The organism is Psychrobacter sp. JCM 18901 (assembly GCF_000586435.1).
Taxonomy (GTDB): domain Bacteria; phylum Pseudomonadota; class Gammaproteobacteria; order Pseudomonadales; family Moraxellaceae; genus Psychrobacter.
In genome coordinates, this window is the sequence record NZ_BAWH01000018.1 from 31983 (window position 1) to 52202 (window position 20220).

Genomic DNA, 20220 nt, shown 5'->3' on the forward strand with positions numbered 1-20220 from the left:
GGTTATATATCGTCTAGCTGATTTATAGGAACATTCATTATGCGGACAAAAGTGTTGGTTGACAAGGGTAGTCGAGCAGTTAATTGACTGATAACTGGAATGAGAAAACTAAAACTTAGTTATACTTATAGAGACTTAGCATGATATTTGACGTTCTAAATGCACGTTTAGCATTTGGTTTTTCTATCTATTAATAAGAGTTGGTTGAGTTTTTGATGCATAACGCTCAGATTTTATGCGTGAATTTCGCTATTTGTATCATCGTCAAGTATGATAGCAACATTAGCGATGGGTGGCCCAAACTGTGGCATTAAAACAGTACGGATGAGTGTGCACATTATCCGTGAGGTCATATCGCTGATTTATTACGTTATATTTTATAATAACGGTTTATTTTATTTTGTGTATTTCTAATATCGAGAGCTTGTCATGACAGATTCTGCTACGTCTCATCACCATACTGACCTCATTCATCAAGCCGAGACGGATTCTCAAGTAGCAAATATAAATGCTACGTCGCTAGTGATAGGCATCGTCGCAGGTGAGGTATCTGGTGACAGCTTAGGCGCAGATTTTATGCGGCAAATGAATAATCTACGTGATGATATTGTCTGGGTAGGCGTAGGCGGTACAAAGATGCAGGCGCAAGGGCTACAAAGTATTTTCCCATTAGAGCGCTTGGCAGTAATGGGTCTGGTTGAAGTCATGTCGCAGCTACCAGATTTGCTCAAAGCGCGCCGCGAGCTACTGAGCGCATTTAAGGCTTCTAATATTGATTGGTTCGTCGGTATTGATGCACCTGATTTTAATTTGCGAGTATCCAAAAAAACTAAAACCCCAAGGCGTGTTCTGTGTGCAGTACGTCAGTCCTTCTATCTGGCGTGGCGTGAGTCGCGTATCCATAATATTAAAGCGGCGACCAATTTGGTGCTATGCCTATTCCCGTTTGAGTTGCCAGTTTATGAGCGACATAACCATCCGGCTATCTGTGTGGGTCATCCCTTACTACGAACCATTGATCAGAACCTGATCAATACACCAATCAATCAACGTCGCAGTGAGTTGGTCTGGGACAATGATGGGTTGCAGCAGTTCTTCATCGAACGCTTTGATGATGTGAGTCAGCTTATTTGTGTGATGCCAGGCTCTAGCGCGGTGAAATTACGGCTATTCTGCCATTGATGCTTGATGGTATCCAAAAGTTAATCCTGTTAGATCCTAAGCTGTGCTTCATCATTCCAACAGTCGATCAAAACCATCAATATATCGTACAAGAAGTGATCGACCAACGCTCAGAGCAGTTACGTGAGGCAATTGTGGTGGTCTACGATGATACCCAGCCAGAATTTAGCAACATGCCATGGCGGCATCAGATATCGTGATGCTGGCATCTGGGACAGCAACGCTAGAGGCAATGCTGCTTGAACGGCCGATGGTAGTGGTCTATCAATTAAATCAGCTCACTTACCAAATAGCCAAGCGTCTGGTAAAAGTACCATATGTGGCATTGCCTAATATATTGGCTAATGCGCCAATCGTACCTGAGCTGATTCAAGAGCAGGCGAGCGGTGACAATATTTGCCGAACCGTAATGCGATTGCTACAACCACGCGCTTATGCCGAGCAATTACACGACTTACTAGTGACAAAGCAGTTACTACAGCAACAAAGTAACCATGAGCCTGCAAACAGCGTGATTGAACAGTGGTTTATCCAAAATACCGATACTATTAATCCTAATTAAACAAGAAAGACCTTCTAATATTATGCATATTCAACACAGTACAGAAAGCTCAGCTCAAATAATTGACATTAATATTGAGCATATTGACGTCAAAGGACAATATATTCAGTTAGCAGCGCCCATACGTTTATATGGGCAAATGAATACCGCTGAGTTACTTACTCAATATCTGACTAATGATAACCAAGAGGCGGAGAAGTCAATACTACAAATCGGCGTTGATGAAGCAGGGCGCGGCCCGCTACTAGGCAGCGTCAATGTGGCGGCGGCAATATTACCTGCGACTTGGTCAGGGCTCATTGAGGAACAACCGCTCAAAGACACACCGTTGTCGATACTGACAGATTCCAAACAACTGAGTGAAAAAAAGCGCGATATCCTTTATCCATTGGTTCAGCAGCATGCTATCGGTTATATCATCGCTGATATACCAGCAGCAGTAATCGATCAAGTGAATATCTTGCAGGCAACAATGCTTGGTATGCGCTTATGTACCGAATCGTTGCTAGAAGTGATTTTTAAAAGCTTTTCGACCGCGGAAAATGCTAAAAGTACGTCGCTCAATCAATTTAAAGTCGAAGTACTATTTGATGGAAATCGTTGTCCTGACTTGAATTATGATAGCTTTAAAAAGTTAGAGGTAGCGCCATTTGCAATTGATTGTCAAGCATGGGTAAAAGGCGATGCGCGTCATACTAGTATTGCAGCGGCCAGTATATTGGCAAAAGTAAGTCGTGATGAATCAATGTATACACTGGATGCTCAATATCCGGAATACGGTATTGCTAAACACAAAGGCTATCCGACGCGCGCACACATGGAAGCAATCGAAAAACATGGTGTCTTGCCAACGCATAGACGTAGTTTTGCACCAGTGAGAAAAGCGCTAGAAATACAGTAGCTATAAACAAGTGGCTATAGAAAAGTGGCTATAGAAAAGTGACTATAGAAACATGTTCATGAAAAAATGACTGTATAGCGGAGACAAAAGAATCGTACTTTATAGATGATATCTTTGCCTTGAAAATAGCTTAAGCATAGTGTTGATTTATAGACCTAAAAAGAAACCTGTTACTTGCAATCAGCGAGTAGCAAGTTTTTTACAAAATAATGAGCAAAAGTTCATAACTTGTAATACAATAGACATTATATTGAAATAAAACACTGTTAAATCAATCACTAACTACCCTGTAACTGATTTTTATTCTCATTGCTTTTCACAAGCAGGTTATTACTTTATAGGATGAGCGATGACTTCTTATACTTCTCAAAAAAATCTTGCGGCAGTGCTATTTTTAACGATATTCCTCAGCGCGTGCGGCGGAGGTGGGGATTCTGATAGCAGTTCTACATCTGCTAATACACCAGACAGTTCACAAAATGATGAAACAGCCCAGCCAACCACGTCGGAACCTATTATTTCTGCACCGATTATAGCGACACCAACTAGTCAAGGTGACGAGCCAAGCGATGGTACTCCTAACGCTGGTGATAATGGGTCAGCTGATAATAATGTACAAGCAGCATTAAGTGCAAATAATCAGTTCAGTCTAGCAAGAACCAGCTGTGGTCTAAATGGTTTATCCGTTGATACAGAATTAGACGATATTGCCATTCAGCACGCAAATTACATTAAATATGTATTTGCCAATAGCTCACCAACCAGCTTTAACGCGCATTTTGAAAATGAAATCAGCGATATTGCTAGTGTGACAGGTTCTAACAATCCTTTTTTTCAGTGGATTAGATTTGGCAGATCGATTGATCAATGCAGACTATGGCAACTCTCAATATGGTGTCACTGAAAACATTGCCCAGTCTGTCTATTACAGCTCGGCAGGCAATTTTTTTGAGTACAGAAGCCGTGGCAAGCTCTATGGCAAAGTCGTTGTTGTCAGCGCCTTATCATCTACGCTCTTTAATGTTGCCAACTTCAGGCGTAGTAGGAACAGGGATGGTTACCTATACGCCTAGTAGTAAAAATGCTGCTAACAATAAAGGCTATGTTTTGGTAAGCAATGCTGCAGGGACAAAAACCACGACAAATAAAACGTTTGAAGGTGTTTTTACGTATCCATGTCAAGATGTGACGGGGACAGTTACTGCACTTTATAACGAAACCCCAAATCCAGTCAGAGGCTCTGGGCGCAATTTACGTACTGATCCTATCGGACAGCCGGTTTATATCAACATGCCATCCGCTGATAAAGTTAAAGTGAGTAATGTTAAATTCCGAGATGTGCAGCGTAATATAGATGTGCCGACTCAATTGCTTGATTCTGACAATGATCCGTACAAAGGTACGAATTATGCGCTACCAACAAATGAAGCATTTATCTTGCCATTAACGGATGCGCTGAAAAGCTGTGAATCAGGTAGTAATAAAGGTGGTAATTGCGGACTTTATGGCAATAGCAAATATAAGGTCAGCTTTGATATTTTGGTTGACGATAAAACATTAGAGCAGCAGTCATTTACGTTTACTACTGGTAAGGTAAATTACTGATAAGTATCTAATACTTTCTAAATATTTATCGTAAAAAAGAAGGTCTGAACCAATGATATGATTCAGACCTTCTTTTTATGTAATAATTTTTTGCATAATAACTTTGATTATCTTAATGCAATACTAGAAATGTGGCTTAAAACGATGAATTAGGCTGTTTTAAAAAGTTTTTTTCATCTTCGGTTGAGTCGCGATTTAGTACCTCGTTGCGATGTGGATATCGCCCGAATTGATCGATGATTTGTTTGTGACGATGTTCAAAATCTAATGTATTTGCATCATCTAATTGCTCAAATAGCGGTAGATAACGCTTATGAATCATGGCCGATTCAGAGTGCATAAACGGTATGATAATAAATCTACGCCATTGCATCGGTAGCGTATCAAAATAAGGCTGTTGAATGGCTTCTTGGGCGAGTGCTAATGCCATACCGTCTTGCGCAAATGCACTTGCTTGTCCGCGACATAAATTGCGTGAAAACTGATCCAGCACAATAATTTCTGCCAAGCGTCCTGCCAACGCCGTTATCGAGCTATTACCATCTAATGAGGACTCTGCGATACGCCAAGTGACACATTCGCCTTGCTTTGCTGCATGCCAAATGTCGCCAAACTTATCTTGTATCTGCTTATCAAACGATCGTTTTGTTCAAACCAGTACGCTTCATTGTTTTTATCAAACCAAAAATCCAACACGGCACGCGCATCAGGATCTAGATAAGTCAAATCTATGTTTTTCGGATCCAATTGTGATGAATGGGATCGACTGGCTGAGGTGGAATAATCGGTTGAGAGTGCCATAAGATATTCTAATTATGATGAATTTAGTCTACTATAGCGCAAATATTTATATCTGTCTGTCAAGATAGCAACAGCAGAGTGTCTATTAGGTAATCTATTATGAATGCAAAAAATCTAGAGAATTCTATCAACGCGACATTGCCACCAACGCCTTACTACGTGCTTGATGAAGCGGCCATCGTTGCCAATATGAAAATCATCGCAAGGCTATGTGAGCTGTCTGGTGCAAAAGCATTGTTGGCACTAAAATGCTTTGCCACATGGGGTGTTTTTGATGTGATGCAGCCTTATCTGCATGGCACGACTTCGTCTTCACTTAATGAAGTGAGATTGGGCTATGAACTTTGGTAATAACGATGATGCCAGTAGCAGCGATAAAAAAGAAACGCACGCTTATAGCGTCGCCTATAGTGCAGATGAAATCCCTGAAGTACTGAACTATGCGGATAAAATAATCTTTAACTCAATCTCACAGCTCAACGCTTTTAAAGCACAAGCCGCCGCGCAAAATATACCTGTAGGTCTACGACTCAATCCAAAGACCAGCAACTCATCGTTTTTGATTGCTGATCCTGCGCGTCCATTCAGCCGTCTTGGTGAGCATGACAAAGAGAAAATCGCAGCGGTACTTGGCGATATCACTGGCGTCATGATTCATAACAATTGCGAAAATGACAGCTTTGAAGCCTTTAGTGAAAGCTTGGCAGATATCGAAGCTAGATTTGGTGATATTTTGGCGCAGCTTGAGTGGGTGAGTTTGGGCGGCGGTATCCACTTTATCGCTCCTGGTTATCCATTAGAAAAATTGGCTGCACGTTTGAAAGCGTTTAGCGAAACCTATGGCGTGCAAGTCTATCTTGAGCCAGGTGAGGCAAGTATTCATGGTGCAGGCACGTTGGTAACTACTGTATTGGATACCATGCATAACGAAAAAAACCTAGCAGTCGTCGATGCTTCTATCGAAGCGCATATGCTTGATCTATTGATTTATCGTGAGTCCGCACCGATTGCCGCGATTAACCAGACAGTTGCCAATATTGCGCCTATCGGTAATCCTGCAGAAGCTGCACCGTCTGAAGCGAATGCTGAGTCAGCAGACCATACTATTATTTATGGTCGTTCTTGCTTGGCAGGTGATATCTTTGGTGAGTATGCATTACCGAGTAATCTTCAGATAGGTGATAAGATTGCCTTTGGTAATGCTGCCGGTTATACGATGGTCAAGAAAAACTGGTTCAACGGTGTCAACATGCCAGCGATAGTCATCCGCCGATTGGATGGCAGTATCGATATCCAACGTGAGTTCGATTATCAAGACTATAAAGCCAGCTTGTCTTAACGCGATACTTTCGCGCCTTTTCTACATTAGAAAACAAAGGCTTAGTCTTAATAATAGGTGATTTTAAGGTATCTGCTATTGATACATTATTTTTTACCGATAAGGGAATAAAAATTGTTATAATCGCGTCGGGCAAATAATGGAGTATTATTTGCCCGACGGGTGCGTGGGTTTTCCTCGGTCTTCCTTTTTAATTCACGCATATCATTCACTCGTTTCTGTTTTGCATAGCCGCTATCAATGGTATCGACAGGGACACAAAGGAGGATTGTTCATTGAACACAAACCAACAAGCTAAGCCCAACAAAAAAAGACGTACTGATCATCGGAGCAGGCGGTGTCGCTCAAGTGGTCGCGCATAAGTGTGCGATGCATAATGATGTGCTTGGCGAGATCCATATCGCCTCACGTACCAAAGACAAATGCGATGCCATCGCGCAGAGCGTAAAAGAAAAAGACAGCTTTAAGCAGGCTGCAGTCTTGCATACACATCAGGTCGATGCCATGGACAGCCAAGCACTCGTGCAGCTGATACAAGACACAAAAATACAGATACTTATTAATGTTGGCTCGGCATTTATCAATATGACCGTACTAGAAGCTTGTATTGAAACAGGCACGGCATATATAGATACGGCTATTCACGAAGATCCACGCAAGATTTGTGAGACGCCGCCGTGGTACAACAACTACGAGTGGCAACGCAAACAGCGCTGTGCAGACAATAATGTCACTGCTATTTTAGGTGCAGGCTTTGATCCCGGTATGGTCAATGCGTATGCACGCTTGGGTTATGACATGATGGATGCAGGATCTGTGACTGATATTGACATCATTGATATCAATGCGGGCAGTCATGGCAAATACTTTGCGACTAACTTTGACCCAGAGATCAACTTCCGTGAATTCACCGGTACGGTTTACTCTTGGCAAGACAGCAAGTGGCAGTCTAACAAAATGTTTGAAGTCAAACGTACGGATGATTTGCCAGTTGTGGGTGTGCAGAACAGCTATCTGAGTGGTCATGATGAAGTGCATTCATTGTCAGCCAATCTAGATGTGCCAAACATCCGTTTTTGGATGGGCTTTGGTGAGCACTACATCAATGTCTTCACCGTGCTACAGAGCTTAGGATTACTTTCTGAGCAGCCAGTGATGACGGCTGAAGGCCAAGAAGTGGTGCCGCTAAAAGTCGTGAAGGCGGTGCTACCAGATCCAAGCTCGCTGGCACCAGAATATACAGGCAAGACCTGCATTGGTGATAAAGTAAAAGGCAAGATTAATGGCGTTGAGACGGAAGTGTTTATCTATAATGTCTCAGATCATAAAGATGCTTACAATGAAGTTGGTAGCCAAGGTATCTCGTATACCGCAGGTGTGCCGCCTGTTGCTGCTGCGATACTGGTCGCAACTGGCGAATGGGATGCAGGCAAGATGGTCAATGTCGAAGAGCTAGATGCTAAGCCATTTATCAATCTACTAAATAAGATTGGTCTGCCAACGCGTATTAAAGATAGCGAAGGTGATAGAGCACTTGAGTTTGATATTTAAATAGCAAATGTTATTTAGAAAAGCCTGTCTTTTATAGATAGGCTTTTTTTGTGTCTGGCTGTATTGTAAAAAAAGAGAAGCTTGATTCACTATTTTCATGGGATGATTAGATACTACTAACGAGGATCGAGAGCTGATGTTTTCAATGTTAATATATAACGAATAAGATTTATGAAGCCCGCCTGATATTTGAGAAATAGGATTAAATATGGATATGGACGAGGTTTTTGCTGCTATAGCAGGTGAAACATTAGAGGTTTATCAGGACAAATATAAGTTACGCTCAAGAATATTAAATGAAGCAAGTCAGTATATAGAAACAGATTCTTCAGATTGGCCACCTATCACCTTTAATTGGGACTTATCAAAAGAAGGTCAACGCTTCTCTTTAGATGGTGAAAATGAATCAAGTTTTAAAACTCGCTATCCAGAAGGCTTTATATTGGGAACGGTGAAATTAGATGCTCTAGATAAAAAACTATGTCATTTTAGCCGTAGAGATGAAGGTGAGTTGTGGACGGTAGGGTATAAAAGTAGACTGGCATATTTGATTGTTTATTTATCTGAAAAGAGACCTATATCACCGCCACTGGTAAAACCTCACCTTATCGGTGAGGTCATGTTGAAGGGTGGCCATCACCGGTATGCTATTGCAAAAGAATTAGGGGAGAAGTATATTCCTATTTATGTAGAGCCAAAGTATAGAAAAGAAATCGATAAACTCATGGAAATAGATTGGATTAGCTAGAGTAGTGAAATACACACTGTACGCTATATAAGCGTTTTTATGACAGCGTAATTATGTTTTCTTCATCACCTTTCACTAGGATTATATTCTCTCAACGCCGCAATACGGTCATCAAGCGTTGGGTGTGAACGGAATAGGTTGGCAATACTAAAGCCTTGCGTTTGTCCTGATGAGATCGCAAATGCTTTCATACTCTCAGGCATTTGATCTGGTCGCTGTGCAGAAGGACGAAGCGCATCAAGCGCCCTAATCATTTTTTTTCGCGGCTGGCAAGCTTTGCGCCCATTTGATCTGCACGGAATTCACGTAAGCGTGAAAACCACATGACGATAGCAGACGCTAAAAACCCAAGTAAGATATCCATTACGATACTGGTAATAAAGTAACCAATACCTGGGCGATCACTGGTATTTTTAAACACAGTACGATCAACGAAACTACCGACAATACGTGCAAAGAACATTACAAACGCATTGACCACGCCTTGAATGAGGGCAAGGGTTACCATATCACCGTTAGCCACATGACCAATCTCATGCGCCAATACGGCTTCGACTTCATCTTGATTCATATTTTGTAGTAGACCAGACGAAACCGCTACCAGTGCTTTATTTTTATTCCAGCCAGTCGCAAAGGCATTTGGCTGCGAATTATTAAAAATACCAACCTCAGGCATACCGATATTTACGGCTCGTGCTTGTTTGGCGACTGTATCAACTAACCATTGCTCAGTAGCGGTGCGTGGCGATTCTATGACTACCGTACCAGTGGATCTTTTGGCCATCCATTTTGATATAAATAGCGACACCATCGAGCCGACCATACCGTAGATACCACACATAACGGCAAGGCTAATGTAGTTAAGACCACCTGCGCTGTGCACGCCGCCAATCCCAAAAAAACCTCGATAAAATACCAAACACAATGCTAAATACCACAATCACTGCTAAGTTGGTTAATAAAAATAATCCAATACGCATCATGATGCTAACTTCCTATTTACAATGTCGGTATGGCCTCGATAGACGGTTATCTAAGAGGTTTGTTTGTTATGATAGATTTTACTGTGATTTTGACCGTAATGTTAGAAAAAATAGCTTTTTATAAGTGGTGACAGAGATAGGGTGATTATTTTGGGGAATGCCGTACAATACCTGGCTGGTTTTAGCAGATTAGAAAAGTAGAAGATGAGGAGTAGTAATTTTTGACAGAATTAAAGACGGTTGGGCTATTTGCGCTTACTGCATTGGCTGAGATTGCAGGATGTTATCTGCCTTATCTGTGGCTGAGAGAAGGCAAGTCAATCTGGCTACTGATACCTGGTACGCTGAGTTTGGTCGCGTTTGTTTGGCTGCTATCATTACATCCGACTGCTGGGGGCAGGGTCTATGCGGCATATGGTGGCGTTTATATATGTATGGCGATTTTGTGGTTGTGGACGGTCAATGGTATACGACCAACTATGTGGGACATAGTGGGTTCGGTAGTTGCGCTATTAGGAATGGCGATTATTATGTTTGCACCGCGCGGAGCTTAATAAAAACCTAAGCTTAATTAAAGACAGTGCTTAGCTAAAAGCCAATGACGAATCAAAAAATACCAATCGAACGGTTAGGTCAGATTGGCATATTGATGTATTTATTATTAATGTTTGCCTAAAATACTACCATTGTCGTCTTTCTTGGCTTGTTTGGCAGCTTTTTTTCTCTTTAGCAGTCAAAAGGGGTTTTTTCTTAACATTTTTCTTACTATCTTGACCTTTGCTCATAATCGTTTCCTTTTTTTACAGCACACTACTCATTACGCCAAGTTAAGCGAATTCAAGACAGTGTGAATACAGCTAACATAGCTGTTTACTGAATAGAGTATAGGCTTAAGCTTTAGTAATAGATAGCGCTCGCACAATTCGTCTACGATTCCATTATCGTTCAAATCGTTTATGGTTTTCGCTAAGTGTTCTCTGCGCAGAATGACGAGCAACTCCAATACGGTTAGTCCTAGTTCATCAATTGATTCGTTCAATCAATCATTGTATTAATAAGTGCTTACTTACGGATACATGGCGATTTGCTATAATGCGTCATAAACCGATTCATAAACGCGGCAAACTCTTATTTATTAACATTTAGCACCATAGTGCTTACTGTTTTGGTCAAATTATTATGCGTATTCGTAAACTATTCAAATTTGAAAATGCTCACATCGTTCGTAACTGTAGTTCTGAGCGTTGCAAGCACTCGATTCATGGTCACAGCTATCAGATCGAGCTGATCCTTGAAGCCACTCGTTTAGACCATGGGCAAATGGTCTATGATTTTGGTTTGCTAAAATCTTCCATCAAAGACATTATTGATAGCTTTGATCATGCCATTTGTTTTTGGAATAAAGATGATCCTGAGTATATCGCAGCGTGTAAGAAATTTAGCGCACGTTGGATAAGCTTGCCGGTATCACCGTCAGCAGAACAGTTTTCACGAGTGATATTCTTTTGGGCACAAGAAATACTACGTCAGACACAAATGCGAAACGGCGAAGCAGATGTCAGCGTTTACTCAGTGATTGCCCATGAAACCGCGACGGGTTACGCGCAGTGTTTTGCTGATGATGTTGCAAACGATCAAATGGGTAAGCTGGTTTTAGAGGACTTTGAATTCAGTGAGCAGGTTCGTGCTGAGTGGACTGACTCTGAGCTGTATGCCAAGCTGATACGCGGTGAAAGCTTTAACAATCCAACTGTGACCATGCAGGTACAGACAGAGCAAGTACAGGCAGGTTCAGTCTAATGTGGGATGGTCAATCTATAGAAAATGACAAATACTTAAAGACTCTGATACTAAACTCTGAGCAAGATACTCAATCATTGGCTGAGCAATTAGCGACATTGCCGCTAACAGGCAGCGTGTGGCTGGCTGGGGATTTGGGTGCTGGTAAAACGACACTAACGCGTTATTGGTTACAAGCGCTTGGTCATACAGGTGCGGTAAAAAGTCCAACCTATACCTTGATTGAGCCTTATAGTATTCATCGAAAAGATGGTTCGACCAAGCCAGTCTATCATGCAGACTTATATCGTTTGCAAGATCCAGAAGAGTTGTCTTTTATTGGATTTGACGAGTATCTGGATGAGCCTGAGGCGTTAGTCATCATCGAATGGGCTAGCCGCGCTGATAGCTATCTGCCACCGCCTACGTTATTCATTGATATGACTCAAAGTGTAAGCGATGATAACGACATTGAAGCTCGCCAAGTGCAGTTGAGAGTGTCAAAGGCAGGTCAAGCGCAGGGCTTGGATCTATCGCAACTTATCATCTAAATGAATATCTAAATTACACCAATCGCTACTTTCCAAAAATATGACATCTATCTATGCCAGATAATCATCCTAATACCCGCATCAAAAAAACTATCGCCGTTGCTAATCAATCAATTAGCAGCAGGTGAGGTGGTGACACGTCCAGCAGCGGTGGTCAAGGAGTTGCTGGAAAATGCCATCGATGCTGGTGCGACCAATATTGAGGTGCGCATCACTCAAGGTGGTATGGGTCTGATTGAGGTAGTGGATAATGGGGTTGGTATTCATCCTGATGACATGGTCATGGCCATCACTCGTCATGCGACCAGTAAGGTTGCTGACGTTGCTAATTTGCATGGTATTACGACGTTGGGTTTTCGCGGTGAAGCATTAGCAGCGATGGCTGCTGTCTCGCGTTTGACCTTAATCAGTAGTCATGATGATAGTGGCATTGGCCGTCAATTACAGGTCGCTGGCGTATTAGATGACACACCGAAACTGTTACCAGTTGTCCATAACCGCGGTACCACGATTGTCGTAAAAGATTTATATTTTAACGTGCCTGCCCGCCGTGGCAACCTAAAATCTATTGCTACTGAATTCGGTCATATTGAAACGATCGTTCGTGAAGTCGCACTGGCGCGTGCCGATGTTGCTTTGACACTTTTTCATGACAATAAACAGCGGCTATCATTATCTGCAAGTGCTACGAGTATTAGTGGTAACAATGACAGCAATGACAGCCGCTTGCCACTGCCGCGGTTGGAACAAGCGACTGGTATGGCATTGACAGATAATGCATTAGCAATATCGATAGATTTGTCGAGTCTGGTACAGTCGCCTGTAGAATACGATGATAACAATGTTAATCAGGCAGCGATTAGTGGTTGGTTATGGCCGCTACATTATGATAAATCTGACTTACCCAAGCTGATTTATGTAAATGGCAGACTGGTAAAAGAAGCGTTGATTAGCAATCAAATACGTCAACTGGCACAAGGTGCGCAGCTAGCAGGTATGGGGTATGCACTGTATTTTGATTTACCAACTCAATGGTTAAATATCAATGTGCATCCATCTAAACAACGTATCAAAATCAGTCCGTTAAATAATATTATGGCGCACTTAGATCATACAATTCGTGCGCAGTTGAAAACGATTGATGTAGCTAAATTTGGGTCTGAGTCTGCCTCTAAATCTGTAACGAAGCCAGAAACTGACAGCCAATACATATCTGTAGAATTATCAAACGAAGATGCTTATGAAAGTCGTTTTTCTGAAACACCCATCTCGAGTAGTCAGTCTAGCAATAACCGAAGGCAGAATAACCAAGTAGAATCTACTAGACAGTCTTATCAGTCTACTGCAAACCAATCGCTTTCAAGTAATCCTTCATTGCAAGAGTCATTGCGATTTCATATCAATGAACGATCAGACCAAAGTAACAATAGTAACAATAGCACGTCACATTATTCCGCTGTAGCAGCTATCTCTGCATCTTTGCCAATTTGCTTAGATATTATTAACGATGTAGAAGTTGTCGGTATCGATTCAAGCATAGATGAGAAAAAGCTACCTTGGCTGTTGTTTTATCACCAAGGGCAGTGTGTACTGATAAGTGCTAAAGATTGGCAGCTTAAAGTAAGCCAGTTATTTGAATCACTTACCTCTAGTCAGCAAGTATTCAAAAAAGATAGATTGCCAAACAGTGCTACTGAGTTTAATCAGCAACTTATAACGGTCAATGCGCAAATGTCTGCGCAAGATTCAATGGTTTTTGCGAATGATCTTACTGAAATAATCATGAACAATGCTATCAAGACGATAGATAGCTATCGCTTAGTAAAGCTAATGCTATCCTGAATATCTGAAAATAATTACAACATCTTAAAGCAATTAAACCAATTGATATCTGAGTTATCCATATATTATGAAAGGCCACTTTATGCAACATTCGTCTGATAGCCTACCTCACAAACTGACGGATAATAGCGTGGTTTGTCTTATGGCACCAACTGCTAGCGGCAAGACGTCACTGGCGTACGAGCTATACGATACAGGTCGTTTTGAATTAATTTCTGTGGACTCAGCGCTGATATATCGTGACATGAACATTGGCACAGCCAAGCCAACAGCGATTGAGCTGGCGCGTTATCCGCATCATTTGGTCGATATCATTGATCCTATGCAAAGCTATAGTGTGGCTGAGTTTGTCAGTGACGTCGCTCGCCTTATTGACGAGTGTCATAGAAATGGCAAGATACCATTATTAGTAGGCGGCACCATGATGTATTACATGGCGCTACTCGATGGGTTGTCTCCTGTGCCCGATAGCGATGACAGCGTACGGGCGCGCGTAGAGCAGTGGCGTCGAGAGGAAAGTATTAGCGCTCTATATGATTATTTGGGGAGTATAGATCCTATAAGTCATGAGCGTTTGAATGCTACTGATACTCAGCGTATCACGCGAGCAGTTGAAGTCTATTTACAAACAAATATTCCAATAAGTGACTGGCAGCGCAAGCCAAAGCAAGCATTGGCACATAATCCGAATCAGCAATGGCATGCGCTATCAGTAATGCCAGATCGTCCATGGCTACATAATCGTATCGAACAACGTCTAGATATCATGTGGAATGAAGGCTAGTGGCTGAAGTCATAGACTTACTAAAAAAGTATCCGCTCACGCCTAATATACCTTCGATGCGCTGTGTGGGCTACAGGCAAGTACTAGAATACTTGGTGCATATTGAGCATCCGATATTTGATGAGACTCATCTAGATAAAGCTCAATTTTATGAAGCTTTTGGAAAGCATACAGCTGTCAACGGAGAAAAAGAAATCTCAGATAATGTTGCTCAGTCAGCTACTCAACCAAATATGGCTAACCAAGAGACCGAGGCGCTTGCTTGTCAGGAAATGCAAAATAAGGCATTATATGCTACAAGACAGCTAGCAAAACGTCAGTACACATGGCTAAGAAAGGTAATGCAATTGCCCAGTGCATCATCAAATGGCATAGCAGAACCTGAGAGTGGGACTGATGCTAGCAGTCGTATGATATTACAAACGTTTGAAACCATGGCCGAAGCACGAGAGTACTTGTCTTAAAGTGCAATGATAGCCAACACAATTAGTTTCAAAAATTGACATAGATAGCTGTTATAATTTGGCTCAGTGCATTGAGCATTGTTATGATATCTGGTTTATGAACTTTTGTAGGCAGAAATCATTAACGAAACAACCAGTTACTTAATTATTTACAATAATAACGTATTCGCGATAAAGTGGAATCACTTAAGAGCAACGAATATTTATTTAGATACGTTTTATAAAGAAAACACCTTATTGTATCTACCTTTTAGCCATTATAATTAAATTAACACTTAAAATAATTGGCACTCAAAACATAACTATATAATATTTAGGAGAGATTTCATGTCAAAAGGACAAACTTTACAAGATCCGTTCTTGAACTCGCTGCGCAAAGATCGCATTCCTGTCTCTATTTTTTTGGTAAATGGTATTAAATTACAAGGCCAAATTGAATCATTTGATCAATATGTCGTTCTCCTGAAAAATACAGTGAGCCAAATGGTATATAAGCATGCCATTTCAACAGTCGTGCCAGCACGTAACCCACGTAGTAGCACAACGACAGGTACAAGTGTCAGCCTCAGAGCGCAGCACCGACTGGATATCAAGGCGGTGGCTTTGAACGTGGTAGTAATCCTGCTGCTGGCGGCTTTGAAGAGCGCGGATTTGCATCGAGTCGTAGTGGATTTAATCGTGGTGGTTTTAGCCAAGGTCAGGATCGTGGTTTTGAACGCGGTAGCTTTGGTCAAGGTCAAGAGCGCGGGTTTGAGCGTGGTGGTTTTGGTCAAGATCGTGGGTTTGATGCCACGGCAGATAACACAGGCTTCGAAGATAAGCCAAACGATGGTTCTAATGATAACAATAGCTAACTCATCGCATTAATCGAGCGCGTTGTCTGAAAAAAACATTAAGACATGATTTATTCGTTTAAAACCTGCTGATAATAGTGGGTTTTTTTGTATAAATAGCAGCAAGCTCTTTATTCAGTATAAAGCACTATATTAGTGTAGATTTTGTAGACCATTACTAATATTAAACATAGTGTAGTAAAATAGCGTATTGATTCATTATAAAAATAGAGCGGATTCATGAGTGATACCAAAAACAACTTAACCCATGGGCAATTTATTACCACTGCTATCGAGGCCATTAACACAGAGATATCTGCGTTAGCACTACTAACAGAGCAGATTGACGACAGATTTGCCCAAGCATGTGACATCATCCTGACTTGTAAGGGTCGAGTGGTAGTTACAGGCATGGGTAAGTCAGGGCTAATTGGACGCAAGATTGCAGCGACCTTTGCCTCAACTGGTACGCCTGCTTTTTTTATGCATCCTGGTGAAGCAGGGCATGGCGACTTGGGAATGCTTGTGAAAGGTGATGTGCTGCTTGCTATTTCAAACTCAGGTGAGTCAGATGAAATCAAGATGCTATTACCAGTGGTCAAACATCTAAATATTCCTCTTATCAGTATCAGTCGTGATAAGCGCGGTATGTTACCACGAGCAGCTGACATTGTATTAACGCTCGGTCAGTCGCAAGAGGCTTGTCCACTTAATCTAGCGCCTACCTCCAGTACGACAGCTACTTTAGCGCTCGGGGATGCGTTAGCAGTGGCTTTAGTACACGCACGTAATTTTACTTCTGAAGATTTTGCATTATCCCATCCTGCTGGTGCCCTGGGTCGTCAGCTATTGACGCGTGTTGAAGATTTGATGCATACCAATTCAGAAGACTTGCCTTTGATTCATCAGCAAGCCCCATTGCAACAAGCTTTATTTACCATGTCTGCTGGTCGCTTGGGTATGACAGTAGTGACTGATGATAACAATAAGGTCGTCGGTGTGTTCACAGATGGTGACTTACGCCGAGGGTTAGAAAAAGGCATCGATCTACAAACGCCAATGCATGAAGTGATGGTCAGCAATCCACGCCATATTAGTAAAACGATGCGTGCGTCAGATGCGCTAAGTGTTATGAATGAAAGTGGTATTAGCCAGTTATTGATCATTGATGATGAAGATCGTTTAGAAGCTATTATTACCGTGCATGATTTGCTACAAGCTGGGGTCAAATAAGGTTTGTGAGTTGCCGTTGAAATAGTTAAGCTATATAGAATAACGCTTCGAAAATAAATATTAAAAAGAGACAAATAATGCAGGACTTGATACAGAAAGCCGGACAAGTAAAACTATTGGTCATGGATGTCGATGGTATTTTATCCAATGGTCAAATCATCTATGATGCCAATGGTGTTGAGACCAAAGCGTTCTCAGTACATGATGGTGTGGGTGTTAAGTCTTTAGCCCGTTACGGTATTTTGACAGCCATTATTACCGGTCGTAGTAGTGCAATGGTGAATAAGCGCGCAGCAGAAATGGGCGTCAACCATGTGGTTCAAGGCCGTGATGATAAATTAATCGCATTAAACGAGCTGCTATCGTCTTTAGATCCTGCCCTGAATATCACTGCTGCCGACTGTGCCTATATGGGCGATGATTTACCGGATATCAAAGCAATGCAAACAGTAGGATTCGCGGCAACCGTACCTAACGCGCATGCTGAAGTTATCAAGCGCAGTGACATGGTAACGACTCGTGCTGGCGGTACTGGTGCAGTGCGCGAGATATGTGACCTTATTTTAAAAGGACATGGACATTATCAAGACTTTATCGCGCATTACACGCTTGATGAGGCGCAAACTCAGGATAAACAGTCGTGAATACACGTGTCTTAATTGTATTAGCCTTAATTATTGCGGGTATAGCTGGTTGGTTTTTTCAGCAGCAAGGCGACGTAACGCCGCCAGTCAATATTGAAACGACAGATGTCGATTATGAAGCCACTGATATCAAAGCCGTACAGACCAATGAACAAGGTGAAACCGAATACGAGCTTACTGCTGAATCTTTGACGCACAATCCTGAGACCAATCAGGATGAAATGTCAGGCATTACCATGAATTGGGAACCATCTGCAGAGCAACGCTATCGTATTCAAGCGGGCAGTGCAGCTATTAGTCAACAGACAGGGGAGCTTAGTTTATCAGGTGGATTTACACTGGTGAGCGAAGGCAATAAGAGTACTCCTGATATCGAACCAATAAAAGTGACTGGTAGTACGCTAAAAGGTAATACGAAATCAGGCAAAGTATACAGTGACGCGCCTGTGAAAATCGAACAAGGCATGAATCGATTTGAAGCCTCTAGTATGACTGCCAATCTTGAGACGGGTGAGTATGAATTTGGCCAAGTGGCTGTTGCCTTTTCTCCATCTGAACGCCAAGATAAAGCATTGTTTTAATCAAAGTCTTTCTTATTTACTGTGTCAAAAAATAGCAGCTAGCATAAAGTTTGCAAATCCTACCACCTATTATGAAATGAGTTATTTATATGAAACTTAAATTTTTGCCTACTTTACGCGCATCAGCACTCTGCTTGCATAAATTGCGCACACTGCCAATGGTGATGTTATTGGCGCTACCGCTATATAGTCATGCGTTGCCATCAGATTCTAATCAGCAGATTAAATTGCTAGCGGATAAAGCCACTTATAGTGAGCGTACCGGCGTGACCAGTTATGCAGGTAATGTCATTATCACTCAAGGCACGTTTAAGATGACGGCTGACAACATCACGGTCAATCTTTCTCAGCAGCGTAGCATTAACTCAGCAGTAGCAACTGGCCGTCCAGCGACTATGCAGCAAGTAGTCACGCAAGAAAAGGGCTTGGCAAAAGGGCAGGCTAATAAGATTGACTACAATGCAGTGTCTGGGATTATTACGCTAACTGGCAATGCAAAGTTGGTTCAGAATGGTGCAAGCTTCGCTGGTAACGTCATTCGTTATAGCCTAAAAGCAGGTGATGTTGAAGCAACCGCTGGCGGCAATCAGCGCGTTGAACTGGTATTCCCGCCTAACAATGGTACAAATCAGAGTGGCGTACGTTAATCCAAATAAACAGGCTATGAGTAAATAAGTCTGCCTTTAGCAATGCTTAAATTTTGTGAAAGTAAGAGTAAGTTATGAGCGATGATAAAAATCTAGACCTATCGGCATCAAATACCAATACGGCGCCTGTCGCTCGATTGACTATGCAAAATTTAGGCAAGCGCTATGGAAAGCGTTGGGTAGTCAAAGACGTTTCATTTTCTGTCGAACAGGGTCAAGTCGTCGGACTGTTGGGGCCTAACGGTGCTGGTAAAACGACTAGCTTTTATATGGTGGTGGGACTGGTCAATATGGATAAGGGCCGCGTTACGCTAGGTAAAATGGATTTATCTAAATAGCAATGCACGAGCGTGCGCGTGCGGGTATCGGTTATCTACCGCAAGAGGCGTCAATCTTTCGTAAACTGTCTATTGAGGATAACATCTTAGCTATCCTACAGACTCGTACAGAATTAAGTAAAGCTGAACAGCAGCAAGAACTTGAAAAGTTGATTGGCGAGTTCCATTTAGAACATGTGCGCAAGTCTCAGGGTATGAGCGTATCAGGCGGTGAGCGTCGTCGCTGTGAGATTGCGCGAGCATTGGCCGCTGATCCTAAGTTTATCTTATTGGATGAGCCTTTTGCAGGGGTGGATCCTATCTCTGTCGGTGATATTAAAGACGTTATTTTGACGCTTAAAAATCGCGGCATTGGCGTTTTAATCACGGATCACAATGTTCGAGATACACTGGCTATTTGTGAAAAGGCTTATATCGTATCAGAAGGGGCTATCATTGCAGAAGGCACTTCAGCTGAAGTATTAGAAAATGATTTAGTGAAATCCGTTTATCTAGGTAAAGACTTTCAAGTATAAGTGAGAGCGTTAAATTTCTTATCTCATACTCTATGTTATATAGTGCGCTCAAAACAAAAAGGTGCCGTTAAAGTAGAGTTATGCTGGTATGGATTTTCCTTACTTCCTATGCATTCTGCTTTCCAAACGCTGTGTAAAATTTATACCAACAGTTTTATGTTTTCTAATTAACTAATAGAGCTGGTTAACACTATTCTATATAGAGCCTGTAAGCCAGTTACTACTTATATCTACAATTAACATCTCTACAATTAATATCATCTTCTTTCAAGTATAGCTTGTAAAACTAATGGCTGACTTATCATAACAAATATCTTTGAATCAGCGCTTATAAAGC

At 41.8% G+C, this 20220-nt stretch carries 15 protein-coding genes and 7 pseudogenes; 20 read left to right on the top strand and 2 right to left on the bottom strand.

The features are described 5' to 3' along the window. Positions 1-429: 429 nt before the first annotated feature. The 6 genes and pseudogenes from TT11_RS12570 to TT11_RS12595 all read left to right on the top strand — a co-directional run bounded on the left by TT11_RS12570 (position 430) and on the right by TT11_RS12595 (position 4250). On the top strand, positions 430-1182 hold the full coding sequence (locus tag TT11_RS12570; RefSeq protein ID WP_261870700.1) for a hypothetical protein: 753 nt from the start codon (positions 430-432) through the stop codon (positions 1180-1182). Continuing rightward, complete coding sequence (locus tag TT11_RS12575) at positions 1182-1382, top strand: hypothetical protein (protein ID WP_261870701.1); 201 nt, start codon at positions 1182-1184, stop codon at positions 1380-1382. Before TT11_RS12570 ends, TT11_RS12575 begins: the two co-directional genes overlap by 1 nt. Then, positions 1361-1744 (top strand): annotated as a pseudogene (locus TT11_RS12580) (lipid-A-disaccharide synthase); the annotation flags it as partial. The gene TT11_RS12575 and the pseudogene TT11_RS12580, both read left to right, overlap by 22 nt. 22 nt (positions 1745-1766) lie before the next feature. Further along, positions 1767-2645 carry a ribonuclease HII gene (locus tag TT11_RS12585; protein WP_261870703.1) on the top strand — a complete coding sequence of 293 codons (879 nt, stop codon included), beginning with the start codon at positions 1767-1769 and terminating at the stop codon, positions 2643-2645. Between the two features lie 349 nt (positions 2646-2994). Beyond that, positions 2995-3549: a hypothetical protein gene (locus TT11_RS12590; RefSeq protein ID WP_261870704.1), complete on the top strand. Its 555-nt coding sequence runs from the start codon at positions 2995-2997 to the stop codon at positions 3547-3549. Between the two features lie 44 nt (positions 3550-3593). Next, positions 3594-4250: a hypothetical protein gene (locus TT11_RS12595; protein ID WP_261870705.1), complete on the top strand. Its 657-nt coding sequence runs from the start codon at positions 3594-3596 to the stop codon at positions 4248-4250. 136 nt (positions 4251-4386) lie between these two features. Here the strand turns inward: TT11_RS12595 and TT11_RS12600 are convergent. After that, positions 4387-5051, bottom strand: a pseudogene (locus TT11_RS12600) (DUF924 family protein). Positions 5052-5150: 99 nt separating this feature from the next. On the opposite strand from TT11_RS12600, the pseudogene TT11_RS12605 reads away from it, so the two are divergent. The 3 genes and pseudogenes from TT11_RS12605 (at position 5151) to TT11_RS12615 (ending at position 8689) form a co-directional block, all read left to right on the top strand. Further along, positions 5151-6390, top strand: a pseudogene (locus tag TT11_RS12605) (carboxynorspermidine decarboxylase). Positions 6391-6759: 369 nt separating this feature from the next. Beyond that, entirely contained in the window at positions 6760-7941 is a 1182-nt protein-coding gene (locus TT11_RS12610; RefSeq protein WP_370587852.1) for a saccharopine dehydrogenase family protein, read from the top strand. A 208-nt stretch (positions 7942-8149) separates the two neighbouring features. Then, positions 8150-8689, top strand: a complete 540-nt coding sequence (locus tag TT11_RS12615; RefSeq protein WP_261870707.1) for a ParB/RepB/Spo0J family partition protein — start codon at positions 8150-8152, stop codon at positions 8687-8689. 65 nt (positions 8690-8754) lie between these two features. On the opposite strand, the pseudogene htpX reads toward TT11_RS12615, so the two are convergent. Continuing rightward, a pseudogene (gene htpX, locus TT11_RS12620) lies at positions 8755-9672 on the bottom strand (protease HtpX). A 221-nt stretch (positions 9673-9893) separates the two neighbouring features. On the opposite strand from htpX, the gene TT11_RS12625 reads away from it, so the two are divergent. The 11 genes and pseudogenes from TT11_RS12625 to lptB all read left to right on the top strand — a co-directional run bounded on the left by TT11_RS12625 (position 9894) and on the right by lptB (position 19883). After that, positions 9894-10226, top strand: coding sequence for a YnfA family protein (locus TT11_RS12625; protein WP_261870708.1), 333 nt, complete (start codon positions 9894-9896; stop codon positions 10224-10226). Between the two features lie 625 nt (positions 10227-10851). Next, entirely contained in the window at positions 10852-11472 is a 621-nt protein-coding gene (locus TT11_RS12630) for a 6-carboxytetrahydropterin synthase (RefSeq protein ID WP_261870709.1), read from the top strand. Continuing rightward, a complete protein-coding gene (gene tsaE, locus TT11_RS12635) occupies positions 11472-12002 on the top strand; it encodes a tRNA (adenosine(37)-N6)-threonylcarbamoyltransferase complex ATPase subunit type 1 TsaE (protein ID WP_261870710.1) in 531 nt (176 codons plus the stop codon). The genes TT11_RS12630 and tsaE overlap by 1 nt, the downstream gene beginning before the upstream one ends. Before the next feature lie 99 nt (positions 12003-12101). Next, positions 12102-13844: a DNA mismatch repair endonuclease MutL gene (gene mutL / locus TT11_RS12640; RefSeq protein ID WP_261870711.1), complete on the top strand. Its 1743-nt coding sequence runs from the start codon at positions 12102-12104 to the stop codon at positions 13842-13844. Between the two features lie 82 nt (positions 13845-13926). After that, positions 13927-15092, top strand: a pseudogene (miaA, locus tag TT11_RS12645) (tRNA (adenosine(37)-N6)-dimethylallyltransferase MiaA). Between the two features lie 327 nt (positions 15093-15419). After that, positions 15420-15946: pseudogene (hfq, locus tag TT11_RS12650) on the top strand (RNA chaperone Hfq). A gap of 219 nt (positions 15947-16165) precedes the next feature. Beyond that, a complete protein-coding gene (locus TT11_RS12655; protein ID WP_261870712.1) occupies positions 16166-17158 on the top strand; it encodes an SIS domain-containing protein in 993 nt (330 codons plus the stop codon). 77 nt (positions 17159-17235) lie between these two features. Continuing rightward, entirely contained in the window at positions 17236-17802 is a 567-nt protein-coding gene (locus TT11_RS12660) for an HAD family hydrolase (protein ID WP_179798947.1), read from the top strand. Continuing rightward, entirely contained in the window at positions 17799-18383 is a 585-nt protein-coding gene (lptC, locus tag TT11_RS12665) for an LPS export ABC transporter periplasmic protein LptC (protein ID WP_057760443.1), read from the top strand. The genes TT11_RS12660 and lptC overlap by 4 nt, the downstream gene beginning before the upstream one ends. 158 nt (positions 18384-18541) lie before the next feature. Next, on the top strand, positions 18542-19030 hold the full coding sequence (lptA, locus tag TT11_RS12670) for a lipopolysaccharide transport periplasmic protein LptA (RefSeq protein WP_179799007.1): 489 nt from the start codon (positions 18542-18544) through the stop codon (positions 19028-19030). A gap of 143 nt (positions 19031-19173) precedes the next feature. Then, positions 19174-19883: pseudogene (gene lptB / locus TT11_RS12675) on the top strand (LPS export ABC transporter ATP-binding protein). The last annotated feature ends 337 nt before the right edge of the window (positions 19884-20220 follow it).

What these genes read in the sequence shown, in the direction of transcription:
- TT11_RS12630 (WP_261870709.1), top strand. Translation starts at nt 10,852, where the DNA reads ATGCGTATTCGTAAACTATTCAAATTTGAAAATGCTCACATCGTTCGT.
- TT11_RS12570 (WP_261870700.1), top strand. Translation starts at nt 430, where the DNA reads ATGACAGATTCTGCTACGTCTCATCACCATACTGACCTCATTCATCAA.
- lptA (WP_179799007.1), top strand. Translation starts at nt 18,542, where the DNA reads ATGGTGATGTTATTGGCGCTACCGCTATATAGTCATGCGTTGCCATCA.
- TT11_RS12575 (WP_261870701.1), top strand. Translation starts at nt 1,182, where the DNA reads ATGCTTGATGGTATCCAAAAGTTAATCCTGTTAGATCCTAAGCTGTGC.
- TT11_RS12610 (WP_370587852.1), top strand. Translation starts at nt 6,760, where the DNA reads ATGCATAATGATGTGCTTGGCGAGATCCATATCGCCTCACGTACCAAA.
- TT11_RS12585 (WP_261870703.1), top strand. Translation starts at nt 1,767, where the DNA reads ATGCATATTCAACACAGTACAGAAAGCTCAGCTCAAATAATTGACATT.
- TT11_RS12615 (WP_261870707.1), top strand. Translation starts at nt 8,150, where the DNA reads ATGGATATGGACGAGGTTTTTGCTGCTATAGCAGGTGAAACATTAGAG.
- TT11_RS12660 (WP_179798947.1), top strand. Translation starts at nt 17,236, where the DNA reads ATGCAGGACTTGATACAGAAAGCCGGACAAGTAAAACTATTGGTCATG.
- TT11_RS12590 (WP_261870704.1), top strand. Translation starts at nt 2,995, where the DNA reads ATGACTTCTTATACTTCTCAAAAAAATCTTGCGGCAGTGCTATTTTTA.
- TT11_RS12655 (WP_261870712.1), top strand. Translation starts at nt 16,166, where the DNA reads ATGAGTGATACCAAAAACAACTTAACCCATGGGCAATTTATTACCACT.
- tsaE (WP_261870710.1), top strand. Translation starts at nt 11,472, where the DNA reads ATGTGGGATGGTCAATCTATAGAAAATGACAAATACTTAAAGACTCTG.